We start from the raw sequence: 20753 nt of genomic DNA, 5'->3' as shown, positions 1-20753 counted from the left end.
ACCCGTCTTATGTTATATTGTGAATAAAAAAGCAGAAAGGAAACACCAAGATGAGTCTTCTAAACGATATCATGCAATTTAATGAGCAGTTCACTAAAAACAAAGATTATGAAAAATACCAAACATCTAAATTCCCGGATAAAAAAATGGCGATTTTGTCCTGTATGGACACACGTCTTGTAGAATTGCTTCCGCATGCGATGAACATGCGAAATGGCGATGTGAAAATTATTAAAAGTGCCGGCGCGCTTGTCGCCCACCCGTTCGGAAGTATCATGCGCAGCCTTTTAGTGGCCGTATACGAATTAAACGCCGATGAAGTCTGCGTTATCGGCCACCATGATTGCGGCATGAGCAAAATCAACAGCGAGGATATGCTCGATAAAATTATCGACCGCGGTATTCCGAAAGAGCGGATTGACATGCTGAAGCACTCAGGAGTTGATCTTGATCAATGGCTGAAAAGCTTTGATTCAGTAGAAGCGAGTGTTACAGACAGCGTAAACGTCATTAAACACCATCCGCTATTCCCTGACAATGTGCCGGTGCACGGTCTGGTGATTGATCCTGAAACCGGTAAACTTGATCTGGTGATCGACGGCTACCAGCATATGGACTAATGTTTTTCTTTTTTGTCCGGTACGGGATCAACACCGCCCGGATGAAAAGGGTGGCACTTTAAAATCCGCTTCAGTGTCAGCCATCCGCCTTTTAATGCGCCGTGAGTCTTGACGGCTTCGATTCCGTACTGCGAACACGTCGGATAAAAGCGGCATGACGGCGGCGTCAGCGGAGAGATGAACTTCTGGTATCCGCGGATTAAAGCAATCATTATGGTTTTCATCAAAATACCACCTTTCTGATGCTAGTATAGAAAAAAAATTTCAGATTGAAAAGCTTCCGCCACAATTCTTATCGGAAAACTGTGTTATAATGGATGCATATTCTGAAAAAAAGGGAGTGCCATTATGCCTTCAGTAGAAAGTTTTGAGCTTGACCATAATGCGGTTGTGGCTCCGTATGTAAGACATTGCGGAGTGCATAAAGTCGGAACAGACGGCGTCGTGAATAAGTTTGACATTCGCTTCTGCCAGCCGAACAAACAGGCGATGAAGCCGGATACGATTCATACGCTTGAGCACTTGCTTGCGTTTACGATTCGCACACATTCTGAGAAATACGATCACTTCGACATCATAGATATCTCACCGATGGGCTGCCAGACAGGCTATTATCTTGTTGTCAGCGGCGAGCCGACAGCGGAAGAAATTGTAGACCTGCTTGACGCTACGCTGAAAGAAGCCATCGATATTACGGAGATTCCGGCGGCCAACGAAAAACAGTGCGGCCAGGCGAAACTTCATGATTTAGAAGGTGCGAAACGTCTGATGCGTTTCTGGCTGTCACAAGATAAAGAAGATTTGCTGAAAGTGTTCGGATAAAAAACAGGCCTTTTTGCTGACATGCAAAAAGGCTTTTTTACATATTTCTAAAAAATGTCACACCTTATGTGTAAGCGTTTGCTAAAATAGAAGCAAACATGAAGGAGTGATGGGATGAAACGGGCTGTATTGGCAGGTATGTGCGGTATGGTATTTCTATTATCTTCCTGCGGGGGCAATTCGGACAAAACCTCCGCGGATGAAGAGCCTAAAGCGCTTGAGGTCAAGCTTACAGGACCGGAAACGGCAGCACCGCATGAAAAAGCGGAATACAAGGCGGAGGTTTTTTACGGCGGCAAGCGTGTCAAGGATGCGGATGAAGTCATGTTTGAAGTATGGAAAGAAGGAAAAAAAGGCAGCAGCAAAACAAGCAAGGCCAAGGAGGAAAAAGGGGCGTATCACCTGCGGACTGAATTTGATGAAGAGGGTGTGTATACCGTTCAATCCCACGTAACGGCAAAACAGCAGCATAATATGCCGACTGTAAAAGTGCGTGTCGGGGATGCTGAAGCTGCCGATGATTCCTCCGGCCATGAGGAACAGACGCATCATCATTAAGGATTTTTTTTATCCGTCAAACCTTTTGATGCATCCTCCGGCGGGTCAATCGTATGCTTTACATTATAAGCTCTTACAGTCGACCAGATGGATAAAAGCAGCACGGCGAGCACGATAAGAAAGCCGAAGCTCAGAAGAAGCAGCATGAAATCCCTCCTTTTTAACAAATCATAACATATTTTCCATCCGTAAAATCAAGGGCTAAAAATTTATGTTTTAACACACGATATATAGGGTATATCAATAGTAAACCGAAGGAGGAAGATAGGCATGTCAGAAAAACTATTGGATGCAGTCAATAAGCAAGTTGCAAACTGGACGGTCATGTATGTGAAATTACATAACTATCATTGGTACGTCAAAGGGAAGGACTTTTTCACATTGCATGAAAAGTTCGAGGAGCTGTATAACGAAACGGCTACATATATTGATGATCTGGCAGAACGTCTGCTGGCATTAAACGGCAAGCCGATCGGCACAATGACGGAATCATTGAAGACAGCGTCTGTAAAAGAAGCGGAAGGCAATGAGAGCGCAGAACAAATGGTACAGAACATTTATGATGATTTCACTGTCATTGCGGAAGAGCTGAAAAGCGGCATGGACCTCGCAGATGAGGTAGGAGACGAAACGACCGGTGATATGCTGCTTGCTATTCACCAGAATATCGAAAAACATAACTGGATGCTGAAAGCGTATTTGGGATAATCAACAAGGGAAGACCGGGGCTATAAAGCACTCGGTCTTTTATTTGGCTGCCGAAGAGAGGTGTTGTCCATTTTTCTGAAAAATCCAGTCCGTTCCATTCACTTTTCATAGAATAATGTAAGGCCGTTTCTGTGAAAGGATGTTGGATCAAGTGGGCAAAGACTTTGGCATCTTTTCGTTTTTTGCAGTGATCGTGTCGGCAGCGGGTTTTTTCTTTGGCGGTTTTCAGTATTCGTTTCTGATTTTGCTATCGGTCATGGCGATTGAGTTTATCAGTACAAGCTTAAAAGAATCTCTTTTGCAGCAGCTGAGCGCAAGAAAGCTTTTTGCGCGGCTGGTCAAAAAAATCGTGACCCTGGCATTAGTCTCAGTTTGCCATTTTTTTGACCAGCTGCTTCATACCGAAGGCGCCATCCGTAATTTGGCTATCATGTTTTATATCTTATACGAATCGGTTCAGATTGTGATTACGGCAAGCTCGCTGGGCATACCGGTTCCGCAGGTGCTCGTCGATCTATTGGATACCCTGAAAAATAAATTCAAGCGCAAACCGTAACATTTGCTTCAAAGGAGGCTATACTAGCGGGTATGATGGTTTTCCTCTGAATTTTTGATAAAGGGCTTCCGAACAAACGCAACTGTGGTATGATGTATGGAAGATATGAAGGAACGGATTAGAGGGATAAACATGTACGAGTTTAAAGACTATTATCAGAACACTGTTCAGCTCTCCTTTGAACACCAGCCTTTTTCAGACAGCCCGAAGCACGTATGGGTCATATGCCGATACGGAGATAAGTGGCTTTTGACTGAGCACGAAGACCGGGGGTTTGAATTTCCGGGCGGAAAAGTGGAGCCGATGGAATGTGCGGAGGAAGCGGCCCTGCGCGAGGTGAAAGAAGAAACCGGTGCCGCGGTAAGACATCTGAAGTACGTCGGACAGTATAAAGTTCTCGGCAGGGAAAAGGTAATCGTGAAGAATATTTATTTTGCCGATATTGAAAAGCTTGAAAAACAGGCTGACTATTTTGAAACAAAAGGGCCGGTGCTGTTCAGCGAACTGCCGGAGAATCTCCCCCGAAATAAAAAATTCAGTTTCATTATGAAAGATTCGGTGCTTCCGATCAGTCTGAAAAAGCTGAAAGAGGACGGCGTATTTCAATCATAAAAAACGGAGACCCGGCGTTTACGCACGGGTCTTTTTTATATTTTTCCTTTCGTCCATTTTCTTTCTAACAGTTCGACTCCCTGATACATCAATGTCGCAAAAATCGCGATGATCAGAAGGCTTAAGAACACAAGAGTGAAATTGAAGACCTGGAATCCGTAAATGATCATGTAGCCCAGACCTTTTTCGGAAACGAGAAACTCGCCGACGATGACACCGACCCAGGATAAACCGACGTTCACTTTAAGCGCGGAAATAATCGCGGGGGAGCATGCCGGCAGAATGACTTCTTTAAACATGATGCTTCTTTTCGCTCCGAAGGTTTTCATCACCTTAATATAGTTTTCATCCACTTCCTGAAAAGCCGTAAAGACGACGATTGTCGTGATAATGACACTGATGACTGCTCCCATGGCGACAATGCTTGTGAAATTCGGTCCGAGTGCCACGATGAGAATCGGTCCGAGTGCGACCTTAGGCATCGCGTTTAAAATGACGAGGTACGGGTCTAAAACCCGGGCGAGCCTGTTTGACCACCATAACAGAGCGGCGAGGCATGTGCCGAGGAGCGTGCCGAGCAAAAAGCCGAGAACGGTTTCTCCTAAGGTTACGCCGATGTGCGCCGCAAGGGATGCGTCCGCAATCTTTTCAACTAAAAGCCTGCAAACGGCAGAGGGTGAGCTGAAGATTAACGGATCGATCCAGCCTGCCCTGCTCGATATTTCCCAACCGGCAAAAAATACGATGAAAATGGCGGCCTGATACGCACGGATCCGGAGCTTTTCTTTTTGGTGTCTTTTCTTAAACTGCTGATGAAGCTGTTCAATCGAGCCGCTGCTGTTTTTCAAGGGAATTCAGCTCCTTCCATATGGTTTGAAACAGCGGCTGAAAGGCCGGATCCTGACGCGCGTCAAATGGATCTAAAGCCGCGAGCTCCTTAGGCACGGTGAATATTTGGTGGATGGTGCCCGGCTGATTCGAAAATAAATAGATCGTATCGCTCATGGCGATGGCTTCACCGATATCATGGGTGACGAGCACGGCGGTTTTTTGAAAATCCTTTAATGTTCTGAAGACAAGGTTTTCCAAAGAAAGCTTCGTTTGAAAGTCCAGCGCGGAAAACGGTTCATCAAGGAGCAGCAGGCCCGGGTCCGGCGCAAGAGTTCTGGCAAGTGCCGCCCGCTGCCGCATTCCGCCTGACAGCTCTTTCGGGTATTTCTTTTCAACGCCGATTAATCCGAGCTTAGGCAGAAGGCTGAGAACTTCAGCTCTTTTTTCTTCTGTTAATGTTTTTGAAATGTGTAAACCGAGCAGCACGTTTTCCTCAATTGATTTCCAAGGAAATAAATAATCCTGCTGAAGCATATAACCGATTTGGTGTTCTTTATGGTTCGGCACGCTTCCTTCAATCAGAACCCGGCCTTGCGCAGGGGTGATAAGGCCGGCCAGAATGGACAGGAGTGTTGTTTTTCCGCATCCGCTCGGCCCGAGAAAGGAGATGAAATCCCCTTTTTCAATCTGAAAATGTATATCTTTTACGGCGGTTGTTCTTTCTTTCAGCGAGAAATAAGTATGTGTTACATGATCGACATGTAAAAAAGACATTCATGTTCCTCCTATTGTTCTGAGGTGACTTTTTTGGCGATTTTTGTGTTGACGAGTTTGCTGTACGGAATGTGTTTCGGGAGCTCTCCGGCTTCATCCATAATAGATTGAAGCTGTTCCCATTCATCCTTTTGCAGAACTGGGTCTGCAGAGAATGACTTTTGTTTTTTATAGCGCTCTATCGATGTTTCGATAATGGCCGGATCTGTATCAGCAAATTCCTTCTGAATCGTTTTTGCGATGTCTTTGGCCGGATGGCTTTCCACCCACTGCTGGGCGCGATAGATGGCGCGGGTGAATTTTTCCGCCGTCTTTTCATTGGTTTTCAAATAACTTTCTTTTGCCATAAAGGTTGTGTATGGCACTTGGCCGGAAGCTTCTCCGAAAGATGCGACGATATGGCCGATGCCTTCTTTTTCAAATTGGGATGCCGTCGGTTCAAACAGCTGCACATAATCACCCGTTCCGGATGCGAATGCGTTGGAAATATTGGCGAAATCAATGTTTTGAACGAGGTTAATGTCTTTTTTCGGCGCTATGTGATTCTTTTTCAGGACGTACTCACCGGCCATTTGGGGCATGCCGCCTTTTCGCTGGCCGAGAAATGTTTTTCCTTTTAAATCGCTCCATTTGAATGATTTCTCATCCTTCCGCGACACGAGAAATGTGCCGTCCGTCTGTGTCAGCTGCGCGAAGTTGATGACCGGATCTTTTGCTCCCTGCGCCTCCACGTAAATGGATGTTTCAGAACCGACCAGCGCGATATCAGACCCGTTTGACAAAAGCGATGTCATCGTTTTGTCTCCGCCCCATGTTGTTTGAAGTGACACTTGGAGCCCTTCTTTTTTAAAGAAACCTTTTGCTTCAGCGACATACATAGGCGTATAGAAGATGGAGTGTGTGACTTCCGCCACCTTTACCTTCGTCAGACTTTCTTCCTGTCTGCAGGCCGGAAGAATGAGCAGGAAAAAGGCGCATATGACAAAAACGCAGCCCGTTTTGAGCCATTTGTTCACGGTGTAACCTCCTTGTTTTAAGCGTTAAAATAACCTTTTCTGCTTTACATATCGTATGATGGGTATAAAAAATGTGTGAGTGCCCATATTCACGTTGGGAAAGAATAAAAAAACTGATGTTATAAGGAGGCTCATTGTTTTGCTGGCAGAAAAGAAAAGGTTCCCGTCTCCGAGTCCGCATGTCCGCCTCTTTGAGGTATGCTATGAGTCAGAAGGACTGAAGGTAAAGGGGCTCCTTGCCGAGCCTGCGGAGCCGGGCACATATGACGGTTTTTTATATTTGCGCGGCGGCTTAAAAAATGTCGGCATGGTACGCCCCGGAAGAATCGTTCAATTCGCTTCCCAAGGCTTTGTCGTGTTTGCGCCTTATTACAGAGGCAACCAGGGCGGCGAGGGAAATGAAGATTTTGCGGGAGAGGACAGAGAGGACGCGTTTTCCGCTTTTCGCCTGCTTCGGGAGCATCCGAACGTCAGGGAAGGGCGGGTGCATATTTTCGGTTTTTCCCGGGGCGGAATCATGGGGCTTTTAACCGCAATTGAAATGGGGCATCAAGCGGCTTCGCTCGTATCATGGGGCGGTGTGAGCGACATGGTGCTTACTTATGAAGAGCGGAAGGATATGCGGCGGATGATGAAGCGGGTGATCGGCGGCACGCCGAAAAAGGTGCCGGATGAATACAGATGGCGTTCGCCGTTTGAAAAAGCAGACCGCATTCAGGCCCCTGTGCTGCTCATCCATGGAGAGAATGATGAGAATGTTTCGATCGAACACGCCCGAATGATCGAGGACAAGCTGAAAGAGGCGGGGAAACCGGTGGAAACTTGGTATTACAGCGGTTTTACGCATTATTTCCCGCCGCAGGAAAACAGACGCATTGTCCGGCGGCTGGCGGAATGGATGAAGACACGGTAAGATGCCTGATTTATGATATGATAATAAAGAATAAGAGAATGAAAGGGGATTTTCATTTTGGGAATGCCTGTTGAATTTAATACCATGATTGTGACAAAAGGCAATGAAAAACGGATAGAGGAAAATATCTTTTTATTGGAGAAAGAGGGCTACCGCGTTTATCCTCTTGATATTCCGATGGACGTGCGCAAAACGAAAACCGGCGAGAAATCCGGCACCGGTGAGGTCCAAAAGCTCGAATGGGCGAACGGCCGGACAAGCATTACATACAGACTCACTTCGCTTCATTCGACAAACTGAAAAAACAAAAGCCGAGGGCATAAACGCCCTTGGCTTTTTTGATTACACGAGAGGTCCGCCGGCTTTGGCAATCGAGTCTGCATGGGAAAACTTTTTAAAGTTTTCTTTAAACTCATTGGCTAAAAACAGCGCTTTTTCGTTGTATGCTTGTTTATCGCTCCACGTGTTTTCAGGCTGAAGAACTTCATCCGGAACGCCCGGAACATGAACGGGACTGCGCAGGCCGAAAATGCTGTCTGCCGTCATGTCAGTCTGGTTCAGCCTGCCTTCAATAGCGGCCTTGACCATCGCTCTTGTATACGAAAGTTTCATCCGTTCTCCGACTCCGTACCCTCCGCCGGTCCAGCCTGTGTTGACCAGGAAGACTTGAACGCCGTGTTCGTCGATTTTATGCCCGAGCATTTCGGCATATACATGTGCCGGAAGCGGAAGGAACGGTGAACCGAAACACGTCGAGAAAGTCGTTTGCGGAGATGTCACGCCGCGCTCGGTTCCCGCGAGTTTACTGGTGTACCCGCTTAAGAAATGATACATCGCCTGTTCCTTCGTCAGTTTGCTGATCGGAGGAAGCACGCCGAATGCGTCCGCCGTTAAAAAGACGATCGCCTGCGGATGGCCGGCAATGCTCGGCTGCACGATATTGCCGATCATCTCAATCGGATATGCGGCTCTTGTGTTTTCCGTGTAGAAGGAATTGTCGTAATCCGCTTCACCCGTTTTTTCATCAAGCACGACATTCTCAAGAACAGACCCGAAGCGGATCGCACGAAAAATCTGCGGTTCTTTTTCCTCGCTCAGATTGATACATTTAGCGTAACATCCGCCTTCAATGTTGAAAACGCCGGAATCTGACCAGCCGTGCTCGTCATCGCCGATCAGTTTGCGGTCCGCATCGGCTGAAAGCGTCGTTTTCCCTGTGCCGGAAAGGCCGAAAAACAGGGCGACATCGCCTTTTTCACCGACATTGGCTGAGCAGTGCATCGGCAGTATATCCTGCTGCGGAAGCAGGAAGTTCATAATGGAGAATATTGATTTTTTCATTTCTCCGGCGTATTCGGTGCCGCCGATTAAAATGACGCGCTTTTCGAAAGAGACAATGATAAATGTTTCCGAATGCGTGCCGTCCGTCTCCGGATCTGCTTTAAAATGCGGAGCCGAGAGAATGGTGAAAGGCTGCGCTTGCGGATCTCTTTCATCCGTCTCCGGTCTGATAAACAGCTGGCGCGCGAATAAATTGTGCCACGCAAATTCATTTACGACCGTAATCGGCAGTCTGTATTTTTCATCCGCTCCCGCGAACCCTTCAAAAACAAACAGTTCATCCCGCTGTTTTAAGTAGCTGACGACTTTGGCGTACAACTTTTCAAACGCCTCTTCAGAAATGGGCTGATTCACCGCGCCCCAATCAATTTGATTTTCTGTGCTTTGTTCACGGACGATAAATTTATCTTTAGGTGACCGGCCTGTATATGCGCCGGTGGTGGCGCGTACGGCGCCCGTTGATGTCAGCGTTCCTTCATTTCGGCTGATCACTTTTTCGGTAAGTTTTGGAGCCGATAAATTATGATGCACATTCGGACTTGCAAGTAATGCTTGAAGATCTGCGGTTAAATCAACTAATTTCATAAAAACCTTCCTTTGCCGGTTTATTTGTATTTCGCTGAATGTGGAATTAGTATAACATATATCTGAAAATAGTCTATACTATTTGAGGTTTTTTGTTTGTGTTTTTCCATTGCTTCCCGAAATAAAGGCGCGTAATCGCTTTAATTCATATTGACACTTTCCGCCCTTTTACGATAAGATATTTCATTGAGCGGATACTCTTATCCCGAGCTGGCGGAGGGACAGGCCCGATGAAGCCCAGCAACCGGTTTCTCTGTAAAAAAGCAGGTGAAAACACTGTGGGAAACCAAGGTGCTAACCTGATGCAAGGTTTAATATTTTCCTTGAGCGATAAGAGTGAAAGGCACACAGACCAAACCCTTTCCTCGAGTGGAAAAGGTTTTTTTATTTCATAAAATATGCCAATTAACATTCTCTGATATAGTATGACATTGTATTAAGAGGGAGCGAGTTCCGTATCATATGAGAAGGTCTTGCAAAAGATCTTTTTTCAGGAGGAAAAGTGAATGAGTAAAAACCGTCGACTATTTACATCTGAATCTGTTACTGAGGGTCATCCGGACAAAATCTGTGACCAAATTTCTGACAGTATCTTAGATGAGATTTTAAAAAATGACCCGAACGCGCGCGTGGCCTGCGAAACATCTGTAACGACAGGACTTGTGCTGGTAAGCGGAGAGATTACTACATCAACATACGTTGACATTCCGAAAACAGTCCGTGAAACGATTAAAGAAATCGGCTACACACGCGCCAAATATGGATTTGATGCGGAGACTTGCGCTGTTTTAACATCAATTGATGAACAGTCTGCGGATATCGCAATGGGTGTCGATCAGGCTCTTGAAGCGCGTGAAGGCACAATGAGCGATGCTGAAATCGAAGCAATCGGAGCGGGAGACCAAGGCCTGATGTTCGGTTATGCGTGTAACGAAACGAAAGAGCTTATGCCGCTTCCGATCTCTTTGGCGCATAAATTAGCCCGCCGTTTGAGCGAAGTCCGCAAAGAAGACATTCTTCCGTACCTTCGCCCTGACGGCAAAACGCAAGTTACCGTTGAATATGATGAAAACAACAAGCCGGTCCGCATCGATGCGATCGTCATTTCAACTCAGCATCATCCGGAAATTACGCTTGAGCAGATTCAGCGCAATCTGAAAGAGCATGTCATTAATCCTGTCGTGCCTGAGGAACTGATCGATGAAGAAACAAAATACTTCATCAACCCTACGGGACGTTTCGTAATCGGCGGACCTCAAGGTGATGCGGGTCTTACCGGCCGTAAAATCATCGTTGACACATACGGCGGATATGCACGCCACGGCGGCGGCGCATTCTCCGGTAAGGATGCGACGAAGGTAGACCGTTCTGCGGCATACGCTGCGAGATACGTAGCGAAAAACATCGTGGCAGCAGGTCTTGCTGATTCTTGTGAAGTGCAGCTTGCATACGCAATCGGCGTGGCACAGCCTGTTTCTATTTCCATCAATACATTTGATACAGGAAAAGCTTCTGAAGAAAAACTGATCGAAGTCGTACGGAATAACTTCGACCTGAGACCTGCCGGCATTATTAAAATGCTTGATCTGCGCCGCCCGATCTATAAGCAGACAGCTGCTTACGGCCACTTCGGACGTCATGATGTGGATCTTCCTTGGGAGCGTACTGACAAGGCGGATGCGCTTCGCAAAGAAGCACTAGGAGAATAATTTTATAGCCGCTTACTTAAGCGGCTTTCCCTTTTTGTAGATGCTGCCATGCTTATTTTTTACATAGCGTGAAACCAATGGCGTAACAAAGCGTCTATAAAAAGGGGGTCCAATTAGAAAATTACACTTATGGAGGCTATACTATGTGTGGATTTGTCGGTGTTTTTAATAAGCATCCATTAACTCAAACCGCAGATCAAGAAGAGCTAATCAAACAAATGAACCAAATGATCGTTCACCGCGGTCCTGACAGCGATGGGTATTATCATGATGAGCACGTCGGATTCGGCTTCAGACGGCTCAGTATTATTGACGTAGAAAACGGCGGACAGCCTTTATCATATGAAGACGAAAAATATTGGATCATTTTTAACGGCGAAATCTATAACTACATTGAATTGAGAGAAGAGCTTGAAGCGAAAGGCTACACTTTCAATACAGATTCCGATACCGAAGTGCTCCTTGCGACATACCGTCATTATAAAGAAGAAGCTGCTTCAAAGCTTCGCGGAATGTTTGCGTTTTTAATCTGGAACAAAGCTGACCGCGTCATGTACGGCGCGAGAGACCCGTTCGGCATTAAACCGCTGTATTACACAACCATCGGGGACAAAGTATATTTTGCATCTGAAAGAAAAAGTTTAATGGCCGCTCAAAACGGAATTGATCTTGATACAGCTTCTTTACAGCAATATATGTCTTTCCAATTCGTTCCTGAACCGAGCACGCTTGACGCTGAAGTGAAAAAAGTCGAGCCGGGCAGCCAGTTTACGATCCGCCCGGAAGGCGACATCGCGTTTAAAACATATTTCAAAGCGAACTTTAAGCCTGTTCAGTCTGATGAAGATAAATTGGTGAAAGAAGTCAGAGACGCAATCTTTGACTCTGTCAAAGTTCACATGAGAAGTGACGTGCCTGTCGGTTCGTTTCTATCCGGCGGTATCGACTCTTCTTTTATCGTCTCAGTTGCGAAAGAATTTCACCCGAGCCTTAAAACATTTTCCGTCGGTTTTGAGCAGCAGGGCTTCAGTGAGGTTGACGTAGCGAAGGAAACGGCTGCCGCGCTCGGGATTGAAAACATCAGCAAAGTCATTTCTCCCGAGGAGTATATGAACGAGCTTCCGAAAATCGTCTGGCACTTTGATGACCCGCTTGCAGATCCGGCGGCGATTCCTTTGTACTTTGTCGCGAAAGAAGCGAAAAAACATGTAACAGTCGCGTTATCCGGGGAAGGCGCGGACGAGCTGTTCGGCGGGTACAATATTTACCGCGAACCGCTTTCGCTTAAACCGTTTGAACGCATTCCGTCCGGTCTGAAAAAAATGCTTCTTCATGTGGCGTCCGTCATGCCTGAAGGAATGAGAGGGAAAAGCCTCTTAGTCCGCGGCTGCACACCGCTTGAGGAGCGCTATATCGGTAATGCGAAGATTTTTGAAGAGCCCGTGAAAAAACAGCTGCTCAAACATTACAATCCCGAGCTTTCATACCGTGATGTCACGAAGCCGTACTTTACGGAAAGCCGTTCATACAGCGACATTAATAAAATGCAGTATGTTGACATCCATACGTGGATGCGCGGCGATATCCTGTTAAAGGCTGACAAAATGACGATGGCTAACTCATTGGAACTGCGCGTGCCGTTCCTTGATAAAGTTGTGTTTGACGTGGCTTCTAAAATTCCGGATGAACTGAAAACGAAAAACGGCACGACGAAATACCTTCTGCGCAAAGCTGCTGAAGGGGTAGTGCCTGATCATGTGCTTAACCGCAAAAAGCTCGGCTTCCCTGTGCCGATCCGCCACTGGCTGAAAAATGAAATGAACGAATGGGTTCGCAACATCATTCGTGAAAGTGAAACAGATGCTTATATTGAAAAGGATTATGTCCTTCAGCTTCTGGAAGATCATTGTGCCGACAGAGCGGACAACAGCCGCAAAATCTGGACCGTGCTGATCTTCATGATCTGGCACAGCATCAATGTCGAAAAAAGACTGGTGCCGGAAGAGCTGAATCATCAGCCGAAAGAAGTCATTTTCGTTTAATCCAAAAGGCTTTCGATGTTATCGAAAGCCTTTTTTCTATTGTTTTTTGTAAACCGTCTATTCCGCTCTGTTTTCGACAAAGTATTACGCAATATTCAGAAAAAGGTTATAATAGGACTAATCGGGTAGATTCCGGAAAGTGTTTTCTGGCTATTTCGTCTCGGTTTGTTGTTTCTTTGTCAAAATCAGGGGGAGGGAGAGTTATGCAAAACAAAGAAAAAACGCTTCACCGCGGCTTGGAAGAGCGGCATATCTCGCTTATGTCGTTGGGCGCCGCGATAGGAGTCGGGCTGTTTCTCGGGTCGGCTTCTGCCATAAAGCTTGCCGGGCCGGGGATTTTAGCCGCTTACGCCTGCAGCGGACTGATTATGTTTTTTATTATGCGGGCATTAGGGGAAATGGCGATTCAAAAGCCTGTAGCCGGCTCATTCAGCCGGTATGCCAGAGATTATCTCGGTCCGCTTGCCGGGTTTTTAACAGGCTGGAATTATTGGTTTTTATGGGTTGTTACCTGCATGGCGGAAATCACCGCGGTCGGCATTTATATGGGCTACTGGTTCCCTGACGTGCCGTCATGGATCTGGGCGCTTTGTGCACTCATCATTATGACGGCTGTCAACTTTCTGGCGGTTAAAGCGTACGGTGAGCTTGAATTCTGGTTTGCGCTCATTAAAGTCTTGGCGATTCTGTCAATGATCGCGATCGGTCTGGTGATGATCGTATTCGGTCTCGGAAACGGAGGCGTTGCGCTCGGAATCAGCAATTTATGGAGTCACGGCGGCTTTTTCCCGAATGGGATTAAAGGGGTGCTGCTGTCGCTTCAAATGGTCATGTTTGCCTATCTCGGGATTGAGCTGATCGGTGTCACAGCCGGTGAGGTCAAAAATCCGGAAAAATCACTGGCGCGGGCCATAGATACTGTTTTTTGGCGCATTCTCATTTTTTACGTCGGAGCTTTGTTTGTCATTATGTCAATTTATCCGTGGCAGGAAATCGGTTCAGGCGGAAGCCCGTTTGTTTTGACATTTGAAAAAATCGGAATACCCGCTGCAGCCGGAATCATTAATTTTGTCGTATTGACGGCGGCTCTTTCTTCCTGCAACAGCGGGATCTTCAGCACGGGGCGCATGCTGTTCAATCTGGCGGAGCAAAATGAAGCGCCTAAAGCATACGGTACGGTCACAAAAGGCGGTGTGCCGGGAAAAGCGGTATTGGTTTCAGCGGGCGCGTTGTGCATCGGCGTTTTGCTGAACTACGTGGTGCCGGCGAAAGTGTTTACGTGGGTGACGAGCATTGCGACGTTCGGGGCGATTTGGACATGGTCGATTATTTTGCTTTCCCAAATGAAATACCGTAAAAGCTTACAGCCGGAACAACGGAAAAAACTGAAATATAAAATGCCTTTATACCCCTTTTCCTCATATATCTCGCTGGCATTTCTGGCTTTTGTCGTTGTGCTGATGGCTTTTGATGCAGAGACCCGGGTGGCCGTCATCATCGGTCCTGTCTGGTTCGGCATATTATTAGCCGCCTATTACGGAAAAGGTTTCCATAAAAGAAAAGACATAGATCTGGAAAACGGACAGACATTCGCTGAAAAAGCGTAAAAAAAGAGCCCGGGACATGGGCTCTTTTTTTCATAGGATCGGGCCGGCGGGGGAAGAATAAAACAAATTCCTGAACATTTTGCTTCTGTTTCCTGACAATCGGGAGAATGCAAATGGTTTTTACTTAAATAATATTTTGAAAAATGGTACAGTAGTAAAACAAAGCTGATCCATTTTTATTTCTCTTGCAGTGTTTTATAGTATCGGCCTTTTTCAACATATTCCGTTCTGATTCTTTCCATGTCCCGTATGTCTTCTTCTGTCAGCCGGCGGATAACCTTTGCGGGCCGGCCGAACGCAAGACAGCCGGGAGGAATGGTTTTGCCCGGAGGAACGAGACTTCCGGCGCCGATAAACGCGCCTTCTCCGATTTCCGCCCCGTCAAGAATGACGGAGCCCATACCGATTAAAGCATTCTTTCTGATGATTGCGCTGTGCAGTGTAACCTGATGGCCGATCGTGACGTCATCTTCAATAAGAAGCGGGCGGTTCGGACTTTGATGCAGACAGCTCAAGTCTTGTATGCTGACTCTTTTTCCGATCCTTGTCGGCGCAACATCCCCCCGGATGACGGCTGAGAACCAAATGCTCGATTGTTCTCCGATCACGACGTCGCCCGTTATGACGGCGTTATCCGCAATGAACGCTTCAGGATGTATGTCAGGCGTAAATTGTTTATAAGGGTAGATTATCATGTCTCATCCTTCTTTCTCTAAATTTATGTAAGAGGTGAACTGCATGTGGACTTGGAAAGCAGACAGGCCCGTCGGTACCATTGTCATTATCCACGGGGCGAGCGAATACCACGGGCGTTATAAATGGCTCGTTGAAATGTGGAGATCTTCCGGATATAACGTGGTGATGGGTGATTTGCCCGGTCAGGGAACGTCGACCCGCGCCAGAGGGCATATTCGCTCTTTCCAAGAATACATTGATGAAGTAGATATATGGATTGATAAAGCGAGAACGCTTGAAGCGCCCGTTTTCCTTTTGGGCCACAGCATGGGCGGGCTGATTGCGATAGAATGGTTTAAGCAGCAGAGAAATCCCCGCATTACGGCACTCATTTTATCATCACCTTGTCTGGGTCTGCAAATAAAAGTCAATAAAGTCCTTGATTTTGCGTCTAAAGGACTGAACGTCCTCGCTCCGTCCCTCAGAGTGGATTCCGGCTTATCACCTGATATGGCAACGAGGAATGCGGATATGATTGAAGCGGATCAAAACGATTCTTTATATGTCACGAAGGTATCCGTAAGATGGTACAGAGAGCTTTTAAAAACCATTGATGCCGCTATGGTGCCGACTGATGCGTTTTTAAAGGTGCCGCTTTTGCTTATGCAGGGCGGTGATGACAAAATCGTCGATAAAATGAAGGTCCGCAAATGGTTTTCCGGTGTGGCTTCCCATAATAAATCGTACCGGGAATGGGAAGGGCTTTATCATGAAATTTTTAATGAACCGGAAAGAGAAACTGTGTTTAAGGCGGCAAAAGCCTTTACAGATCAGTATATTTGAATTCGCTGGGGGTGCATATGTTGACAGTACCGGAACATCCTTTTAACCTTATGGCAAAAGTGTATCGGGAAATTTTTCCGCTCGTTCATCAGGAATTGAACATGTGGCGGGAAAAATCAGATTCCATTAAAAATACCGAACTGCGGCAGCAGGCGGCCGCAAGTATCCGCGATAAATCGTTTCATTGTGAAGGCGGCGGCATTTTAGCCCTGCTTTCGGGAGAGCAGAAACAGAAATGCGTTCAATTTATCATCGCGTATCAGACAATCAGTGATTATCTGGACAATCTGTGCGACCGCAGCACCTCGCTCGATCCCGAGGACTTCCGCATGCTTCATCTTTCCATGCGTGACGCGCTGACGGTCGGTGCCGAGGTGCGGCCGTACTATCAGTACAGAGATGAGCGGGATGATGGCGGTTATCTTCATGAGCTGGTCAGAACATGCCAGCGGGTGCTCGGGTCAATAGAACATTACGGTATCATTAAACCTTATTTGCTTGAGCTGTGTGATTATTATTGCGACCTTCAGGTTCATAAGCATGTCGTTGAGCATGAACGCGTTCCGAGGCTTAAAGGCTGGTTTGAGCAGTACCGGTCACAGCTTCCGGAAATGGAGTGGTTTGAATTCTCGGCCTGCGCCGGATCGACGTTAGGTATTTTCTGTCTCGTCGCTTACTCATTCCAGCCTGATTTTAACGAACATACCGCTGAGAAAATCCGCAGCAGTTATTTTCCGTACATACAAGGGCTGCATATACTGCTTGATTATTTAATTGACCAGGAAGAGGATCTGCTTGAAGGCGATCTGAATTTCTGTACGTATTATCAGTCTCATGAAGAAATGATGCAGAGACTGCAGCATTTTATTGAAAAAGCGGATGAACATTTACAAGGCATTCCGCATGAAAATTTTCACCGGCTGATCAACAGGGGGCTTCTCGGCGTCTATTTATCCGATGACAAAGTCGCCGGCCAAAAAGAAATGGGCCGCCTCGCGCGAAAGCTGATCAGGGCAAGCGGAAAAACGTCATTTTTCTTTTATATCAACGGAAGAGCCTACCGCAAATTTCAGAAGATGGCTTGGACGAAAAGTTCGTAATGGGTGAACTGCGCCTCTCGTGTAAATCATGACGGCGCAGTTTTTTTTATTTATGACGTGAAGAATGAAACATTGTTTCCTCCTGCAGAATATGATACTTTAATTTTATGAAAAAATTAAAGTATTTAGCGGTCATAGCATTACTTTCCATTTCTGGAGGCTGCTCCGTCATCCATGCTTCCGCCGGCTATCATCCTGTCTTGATAGCGCACAGGGGCTCTTCTGCGATTGAGCCGGAACATACAGCTTTGTCTTATGCGCGTGCCATTAAAGACAAAGCAGATTATATTGAGATAGACTTACGGGAGACAAAGGACGGCCATCTGATTGCAATTCACGATAAAACGGTAGATCGGACAACAGATGGTAAAGGGATGACAGATGATCTGTCTTTGGCTCAGGTTAAGAAACTGAATGCGGGAAAAAGAGAAAAGATTTTAACATTAGAAGAAATCATACAGAAATTCGGACAAACTGCCAATTACTATATTGAGACAAGAGAAAGCAACGGCAGCCTGGTGATGGAAAAGAAACTGATTGACATATTACAAAAACATAAGCTGATTTCCAGCCAAAAAGCAGTCATTGAGTCTTTTAGCGGGAAGAGCTTAAAGAAAGTTCGATCTCTGAATAAAAAAGTTCCTCTTGTTCGATTATTAAAAGATAACGAGGCTGAGGAGATAAATGATAAGCAGCTGCAAACCACCAAAACGTATGCTGATACAGTCGGGCTCAACGCCAAATTGGCAAATGAAGCAGTCGTGAAGCTCATTCATCACAATAAGATGAAAGTGCACGTGTTTTTTGATAAGGAAGACGAGCATACGCTGACGCCTATTATGCTGAAACAAAAAGCAGATGGTATCTTTACAAACAATCCCGCTTATACACGCAGCGCGCTGCAAAACAGTAAATAAAAAGAGACATGCGCATTTTACGCTGTCTCTTTTTTTAACGGTTTCTTTTTTGCCGCAAGGTGCATTGCGAATTTGCCGATCAGCCCGATGACAAAAAATGCAGCAAACCACCAGTAATAGGTTTTTGCGAACTCAAATCCTAAATGTCTTGATAAAATGATGACGAACATCACATAGGGAACACTTGAAAATATGATGCGAAGAATATTCAAACTGCCGCTCCTCCCAGATGTTACACTTAAAAGATGAACTTTTTTCCATTATTTCATAGTAATTGATTTTTCAGAAAAAGTAAACACAAAAAGAATCGGCCCGCTTATGACAGGCCGATTCTTTATTTGCCGGCAGATTTCTTTTCAATCGCTATAATAAACGGAGGGTCGTTTCGCTGGTTGAGAAAGCCGTAGCTCAGCACGCGCGCTTTTTCCTGATCAAGATTGCTGCAGTACTCCAGTAATGCACTTTTTTCCGTCTTGCCTTCAGGATGCCCGTGGTACACAACGAGAACGATCAGCCCGTTCTCCTTCAGCAGTTCAAGGAGCTGTTCGATCGCGGAAATGGTTGAGTGACCGTTTGTCGTAATGCTTTTATCGCCGCCGGGCAGATAGCCGAGATTAAACACGGCGCAAGCCACACGACCGTGCGCATCTTCAGGCAGCGATGCCTTTATTTGATCATGGCTCTTATGGTGAAGCGTGACGCGCGGGCCGAAGTCGGCACCGAGCCGCTCCTTCGTTTTAGCGAGTGCGTCCGCTTGAATATCAAAGGCATGGACATGTCCTGTCTCACCGACAAGGCCGGCCAGGAAATATGTATCATGTCCGTTGCCCATCGTCGCGTCAACCGTGATATCACCTTCCTGTGCGGCGGACTTCAGCAATTCTTTACTGAAAGGGAGGATGTGCATTAAGGTCATAGGGCGGTCTCCTCCCCGATCTTTCTGAAGAGCTTCCCTTGATAGCTTCCCCGTGTTTCCAGCTCTTTTTGAATGGCGCCCAGTACTTCCCACTTATTGACGCTCCACATCGGTCCGACCATTAATTCGATCGGCCCGTCTCCCGTAATGCGGTGAACGATCATTTCCGGGGGAATGATTTCGAGCTGATCACATACAAGACTTACATATTCTTCTTGAGAAAGGAACTCCAGCTTTCCTTTTTCATATTGCTTCACCATCGGTGTGCCTTTTAATAAGTGAAGCAGGTGAATTTTAATGCCTTGTACATCCAAATCAGCGACGGCTTTGGCCGTCTCCATCATCATGTCCCTGTTTTCAAGCGGAAGCCCGTTAATGATATGGGAACAAACGCGGATGCCGTGTTTTCTCAGTTTATTGACACCCTCAACATAGCAGTCAAAATCATGGGCGCGGTTGATCAGAAGGGCGGTCCGCTCATGCACGGTCTGCAGCCCGAGTTCAACCCACAAATACGTCCGCTCATTCAGTTCGGCCAAATATTCCACGACATCGTCCGGCAGACAGTCCGGACGGGTCGCGATCGACATGCCGACAACGCCGTCAAGCTTGAGGACGGATTCGAATTTTTCACGCAGCTCCTCTACCGGGGCATGCGTATTCGTGAACGCTTGGAAATATGCGATATATTTGCCGTCTTTCCACTTTTCGTGCATGCGGTTTTTGATATCGTGAAATTGCGTGAGTAAGTCATCGGCCCGATTGCCGGCAAAATCGCCGGAGCCCGCCGCGCTGCAGAATGTGCAGCCTCCGTGTGCAACCGTGCCGTCCCGATTCGGGCAGTCAAAACCGCCGTCAAGCGCGACTTTAAACACTTTATGCCCGAAATGCTCCCGCAGATGATAATTTAATGTATGGTACCGTTTTTCCGTATTTGAATAAGGAAAAGGGTTATTCTCGTTCAATGTTCAAAAAGCCTCCCTCACATCAGATGCATCCTAAAATTGTAGCATGAATGATGGGGGTTCACAATCTGAAAACAGGATGCGGCTTTCTTTTGTTTATTATGACTGCAGGCAGGATTCTCATTCCTTTAGTTAAACACGGAAAATTTGGTTCTCTTTCCTTCAACCTTCGGGTGTTATTATTTTTGGTCCGCTCAAACTAAGTTTGATTTCCCATTCACTGAGGAGGGGTTTCGTTGGCAACAAGACAATCAGTAGATGAACATCTCCAAAGAAGCGAACAGGCGTATGAATTTGCGAATGAGCAATTTATGACCGCTTCGAAACAAGAGCATTATAATGATAATGAGTACAGTGAAGCGCAAATGATGCTTGAAAACGCCGTGAATGAATTAAACAAGCTGTCATTATCTGCGAATGATCAGCAAAGAGAGCAGCTTTACCGAATGAGATTGCAGCTGCAGACCTTGCAAAACAATATGATTTTGCAGCGTAATTTTGATTACTGACCGCGCCGTTTCAAATGGTTCAGCAAACCTGCCGGAATCCCGGCGGGTTTTTTTGTATTTCTTTTAAAAAAAGAATTGACAATAGGGCGGAGTGTGTTTATTGTATTACGTGTACTACTTGATGTAATACACAT

General features: G+C 46.3%; 25 protein-coding genes and 1 riboswitch. Of the genes, 15 read left to right on the top strand and 10 right to left on the bottom strand.

Annotated elements, in window-relative coordinates; all coding sequences use genetic code 11:
• The first annotated feature begins 50 nt into the window (after window positions 1-50).
• The gene (locus MY7_RS12760) at window positions 51-620 is read left to right on the top strand and encodes a beta-class carbonic anhydrase (protein WP_003152233.1); all 570 of its coding nucleotides are present in this window, start codon (window positions 51-53) and stop codon (window positions 618-620) included.
• On the opposite strand, the gene yidD is transcribed toward MY7_RS12760, so the two are convergent.
• Complete coding sequence (gene yidD, locus MY7_RS12755) at window positions 617-844, bottom strand: membrane protein insertion efficiency factor YidD (RefSeq protein ID WP_007613292.1); 228 nt, start codon at window positions 842-844, stop codon at window positions 617-619. The genes MY7_RS12760 and yidD overlap by 4 nt on opposite strands.
• A 124-nt stretch (window positions 845-968) precedes the next feature.
• Between yidD and MY7_RS12750 the strand changes: the two genes are divergently transcribed.
• Together MY7_RS12750 and MY7_RS12745 are read left to right on the top strand one after the other, a co-directional pair.
• Window positions 969-1442 (top strand): S-ribosylhomocysteine lyase, encoded by a 474-nt coding sequence (locus MY7_RS12750; protein WP_003152237.1) that lies wholly within the window; start codon window positions 969-971, stop codon window positions 1440-1442.
• A 114-nt stretch (window positions 1443-1556) separates the two neighbouring features.
• Entirely contained in the window at window positions 1557-2000 is a 444-nt protein-coding gene (locus MY7_RS12745; protein WP_007613283.1) for a FixH family protein, read from the top strand.
• Here MY7_RS12745 and ytzI read toward each other — a convergent pair.
• Complete coding sequence (ytzI, locus tag MY7_RS12740) at window positions 1997-2146, bottom strand: YtzI protein (RefSeq protein WP_007408836.1); 150 nt, start codon at window positions 2144-2146, stop codon at window positions 1997-1999. The genes MY7_RS12745 and ytzI overlap by 4 nt on opposite strands.
• 124 nt (window positions 2147-2270) lie before the next feature.
• Between ytzI and MY7_RS12735 the strand changes: the two genes are divergently transcribed.
• The 3 genes from MY7_RS12735 (at window position 2271) to ytkD (ending at window position 3876) form a co-directional block, all read left to right on the top strand.
• Complete coding sequence (locus tag MY7_RS12735) at window positions 2271-2708, top strand: Dps family protein (RefSeq protein WP_007408835.1); 438 nt, start codon at window positions 2271-2273, stop codon at window positions 2706-2708.
• Between the two features lie 151 nt (window positions 2709-2859).
• On the top strand, window positions 2860-3264 hold the full coding sequence (locus MY7_RS12730; RefSeq protein ID WP_007408834.1) for a phage holin family protein: 405 nt from the start codon (window positions 2860-2862) through the stop codon (window positions 3262-3264).
• Window positions 3265-3396: 132 nt separating this feature from the next.
• Window positions 3397-3876, top strand: a complete 480-nt coding sequence (gene ytkD, locus MY7_RS12725; RefSeq protein WP_003152244.1) for an RNA deprotection pyrophosphohydrolase — start codon at window positions 3397-3399, stop codon at window positions 3874-3876.
• Between the two features lie 35 nt (window positions 3877-3911).
• On the opposite strand, the gene MY7_RS12720 is transcribed toward ytkD, so the two are convergent.
• The 3 genes from MY7_RS12720 to MY7_RS12710 are packed head-to-tail and all read right to left on the bottom strand — an operon-like array spanning window position 3912 to window position 6497.
• Window positions 3912-4724 carry an ABC transporter permease gene (locus MY7_RS12720; protein WP_007613276.1) on the bottom strand — a complete coding sequence of 271 codons (813 nt, stop codon included), beginning with the start codon at window positions 4722-4724 and terminating at the stop codon, window positions 3912-3914.
• Entirely contained in the window at window positions 4699-5481 is a 783-nt protein-coding gene (locus MY7_RS12715) for an ABC transporter ATP-binding protein (RefSeq protein WP_007613274.1), read from the bottom strand. The genes MY7_RS12720 and MY7_RS12715 overlap by 26 nt, the downstream gene beginning before the upstream one ends.
• A gap of 11 nt (window positions 5482-5492) precedes the next feature.
• Complete coding sequence (locus tag MY7_RS12710; protein WP_007613272.1) at window positions 5493-6497, bottom strand: ABC transporter substrate-binding protein; 1005 nt, start codon at window positions 6495-6497, stop codon at window positions 5493-5495.
• Window positions 6498-6636: 139 nt separating this feature from the next.
• Here MY7_RS12710 and MY7_RS12705 point away from each other — a divergent pair, with 139 nt between their 5' ends.
• The gene (locus MY7_RS12705; protein WP_029326248.1) at window positions 6637-7410 is read left to right on the top strand and encodes an alpha/beta hydrolase family protein; all 774 of its coding nucleotides are present in this window, start codon (window positions 6637-6639) and stop codon (window positions 7408-7410) included.
• Between the two features lie 57 nt (window positions 7411-7467).
• On the top strand, window positions 7468-7710 hold the full coding sequence (locus MY7_RS12700) for a DUF2584 domain-containing protein (protein ID WP_003152249.1): 243 nt from the start codon (window positions 7468-7470) through the stop codon (window positions 7708-7710).
• A 42-nt stretch (window positions 7711-7752) separates the two neighbouring features.
• Here MY7_RS12700 and pckA read toward each other — a convergent pair whose 3' ends face one another.
• A complete protein-coding gene (gene pckA, locus MY7_RS12695) occupies window positions 7753-9336 on the bottom strand; it encodes a phosphoenolpyruvate carboxykinase (ATP) (protein WP_007613256.1) in 1584 nt (527 codons plus the stop codon).
• A 197-nt stretch (window positions 9337-9533) separates the two neighbouring features.
• Window positions 9534-9673: riboswitch (SAM riboswitch) on the top strand.
• 169 nt (window positions 9674-9842) lie between these two features.
• Between pckA and metK the strand changes: the two genes are divergently transcribed.
• The 3 genes from metK (at window position 9843) to alaP (ending at window position 14694) form a co-directional block, all read left to right on the top strand.
• Window positions 9843-11045, top strand: a complete 1203-nt coding sequence (gene metK, locus MY7_RS12690; protein ID WP_003152253.1) for a methionine adenosyltransferase — start codon at window positions 9843-9845, stop codon at window positions 11043-11045.
• 143 nt (window positions 11046-11188) lie between these two features.
• Window positions 11189-13087 carry an asparagine synthase (glutamine-hydrolyzing) gene (gene asnB, locus MY7_RS12685; protein WP_003152255.1) on the top strand — a complete coding sequence of 633 codons (1899 nt, stop codon included), beginning with the start codon at window positions 11189-11191 and terminating at the stop codon, window positions 13085-13087.
• Window positions 13088-13290: 203 nt separating this feature from the next.
• Window positions 13291-14694, top strand: a complete 1404-nt coding sequence (gene alaP, locus MY7_RS12680; protein WP_007613254.1) for an alanine permease AlaP — start codon at window positions 13291-13293, stop codon at window positions 14692-14694.
• Window positions 14695-14870: 176 nt separating this feature from the next.
• Here alaP and MY7_RS12675 read toward each other — a convergent pair whose 3' ends face one another.
• On the bottom strand, window positions 14871-15386 hold the full coding sequence (locus MY7_RS12675; protein WP_029326247.1) for a gamma carbonic anhydrase: 516 nt from the start codon (window positions 15384-15386) through the stop codon (window positions 14871-14873).
• Window positions 15387-15432: 46 nt separating this feature from the next.
• On the opposite strand from MY7_RS12675, the gene MY7_RS12670 reads away from it, so the two are divergent.
• The 3 genes from MY7_RS12670 (at window position 15433) to MY7_RS12660 (ending at window position 18229) form a co-directional block, all read left to right on the top strand.
• Entirely contained in the window at window positions 15433-16212 is a 780-nt protein-coding gene (locus MY7_RS12670) for an alpha/beta hydrolase (RefSeq protein ID WP_003152261.1), read from the top strand.
• A gap of 20 nt (window positions 16213-16232) precedes the next feature.
• Window positions 16233-17312 carry a tetraprenyl-beta-curcumene synthase family protein gene (locus MY7_RS12665; protein ID WP_025285155.1) on the top strand — a complete coding sequence of 360 codons (1080 nt, stop codon included), beginning with the start codon at window positions 16233-16235 and terminating at the stop codon, window positions 17310-17312.
• A 107-nt stretch (window positions 17313-17419) separates the two neighbouring features.
• Entirely contained in the window at window positions 17420-18229 is an 810-nt protein-coding gene (locus tag MY7_RS12660) for a glycerophosphodiester phosphodiesterase family protein (protein ID WP_007613248.1), read from the top strand.
• A 17-nt stretch (window positions 18230-18246) separates the two neighbouring features.
• On the opposite strand, the gene MY7_RS12655 is transcribed toward MY7_RS12660, so the two are convergent.
• From MY7_RS12655 to MY7_RS12645, 3 genes are all read right to left on the bottom strand, one after another.
• The gene (locus MY7_RS12655; protein ID WP_003152265.1) at window positions 18247-18441 is read right to left on the bottom strand and encodes a hypothetical protein; all 195 of its coding nucleotides are present in this window, start codon (window positions 18439-18441) and stop codon (window positions 18247-18249) included.
• A 122-nt stretch (window positions 18442-18563) separates the two neighbouring features.
• Window positions 18564-19145: a tRNA (mnm(5)s(2)U34)-methyltransferase gene (locus MY7_RS12650; protein WP_007613246.1), complete on the bottom strand. Its 582-nt coding sequence runs from the start codon at window positions 19143-19145 to the stop codon at window positions 18564-18566.
• Window positions 19142-20110 (bottom strand): TIGR01212 family radical SAM protein, encoded by a 969-nt coding sequence (locus MY7_RS12645; RefSeq protein ID WP_007408822.1) that lies wholly within the window; start codon window positions 20108-20110, stop codon window positions 19142-19144. The genes MY7_RS12650 and MY7_RS12645 overlap by 4 nt, the downstream gene beginning before the upstream one ends.
• A gap of 236 nt (window positions 20111-20346) precedes the next feature.
• On the opposite strand from MY7_RS12645, the gene MY7_RS12640 reads away from it, so the two are divergent.
• Window positions 20347-20619, top strand: coding sequence for a YtzC family protein (locus tag MY7_RS12640; protein ID WP_003152272.1), 273 nt, complete (start codon window positions 20347-20349; stop codon window positions 20617-20619).
• Window positions 20620-20753 lie beyond the last annotated feature (134 nt).

It is taken from the genome of Bacillus sp. 5B6 (genome assembly GCF_000259405.1).
In the GTDB taxonomy this organism is placed as follows: domain Bacteria; phylum Bacillota; class Bacilli; order Bacillales; family Bacillaceae; genus Bacillus; species Bacillus velezensis.
This window is presented reverse-complemented; position numbering and strand designations above follow the sequence as displayed.

Coding starts and splice junctions, on each gene's coding strand:
- MY7_RS12650 (WP_007613246.1), bottom strand. CDS start 19,145: ATGACCTTAATGCACATCCTCCCTTTCAGTAAAGAATTGCTGAAGTCC.
- ytkD (WP_003152244.1), top strand. CDS start 3,397: ATGTACGAGTTTAAAGACTATTATCAGAACACTGTTCAGCTCTCCTTT.
- yidD (WP_007613292.1), bottom strand. CDS start 844: ATGAAAACCATAATGATTGCTTTAATCCGCGGATACCAGAAGTTCATC.
- MY7_RS12660 (WP_007613248.1), top strand. CDS start 17,420: ATGAAAAAATTAAAGTATTTAGCGGTCATAGCATTACTTTCCATTTCT.
- metK (WP_003152253.1), top strand. CDS start 9,843: ATGAGTAAAAACCGTCGACTATTTACATCTGAATCTGTTACTGAGGGT.
- MY7_RS12670 (WP_003152261.1), top strand. CDS start 15,433: ATGTGGACTTGGAAAGCAGACAGGCCCGTCGGTACCATTGTCATTATC.
- alaP (WP_007613254.1), top strand. CDS start 13,291: ATGCAAAACAAAGAAAAAACGCTTCACCGCGGCTTGGAAGAGCGGCAT.
- ytzI (WP_007408836.1), bottom strand. CDS start 2,146: ATGCTGCTTCTTCTGAGCTTCGGCTTTCTTATCGTGCTCGCCGTGCTG.
- MY7_RS12735 (WP_007408835.1), top strand. CDS start 2,271: ATGTCAGAAAAACTATTGGATGCAGTCAATAAGCAAGTTGCAAACTGG.
- MY7_RS12760 (WP_003152233.1), top strand. CDS start 51: ATGAGTCTTCTAAACGATATCATGCAATTTAATGAGCAGTTCACTAAA.
- MY7_RS12715 (WP_007613274.1), bottom strand. CDS start 5,481: ATGTCTTTTTTACATGTCGATCATGTAACACATACTTATTTCTCGCTG.
- asnB (WP_003152255.1), top strand. CDS start 11,189: ATGTGTGGATTTGTCGGTGTTTTTAATAAGCATCCATTAACTCAAACC.
- MY7_RS12750 (WP_003152237.1), top strand. CDS start 969: ATGCCTTCAGTAGAAAGTTTTGAGCTTGACCATAATGCGGTTGTGGCT.
- pckA (WP_007613256.1), bottom strand. CDS start 9,336: ATGAAATTAGTTGATTTAACCGCAGATCTTCAAGCATTACTTGCAAGT.
- MY7_RS12745 (WP_007613283.1), top strand. CDS start 1,557: ATGAAACGGGCTGTATTGGCAGGTATGTGCGGTATGGTATTTCTATTA.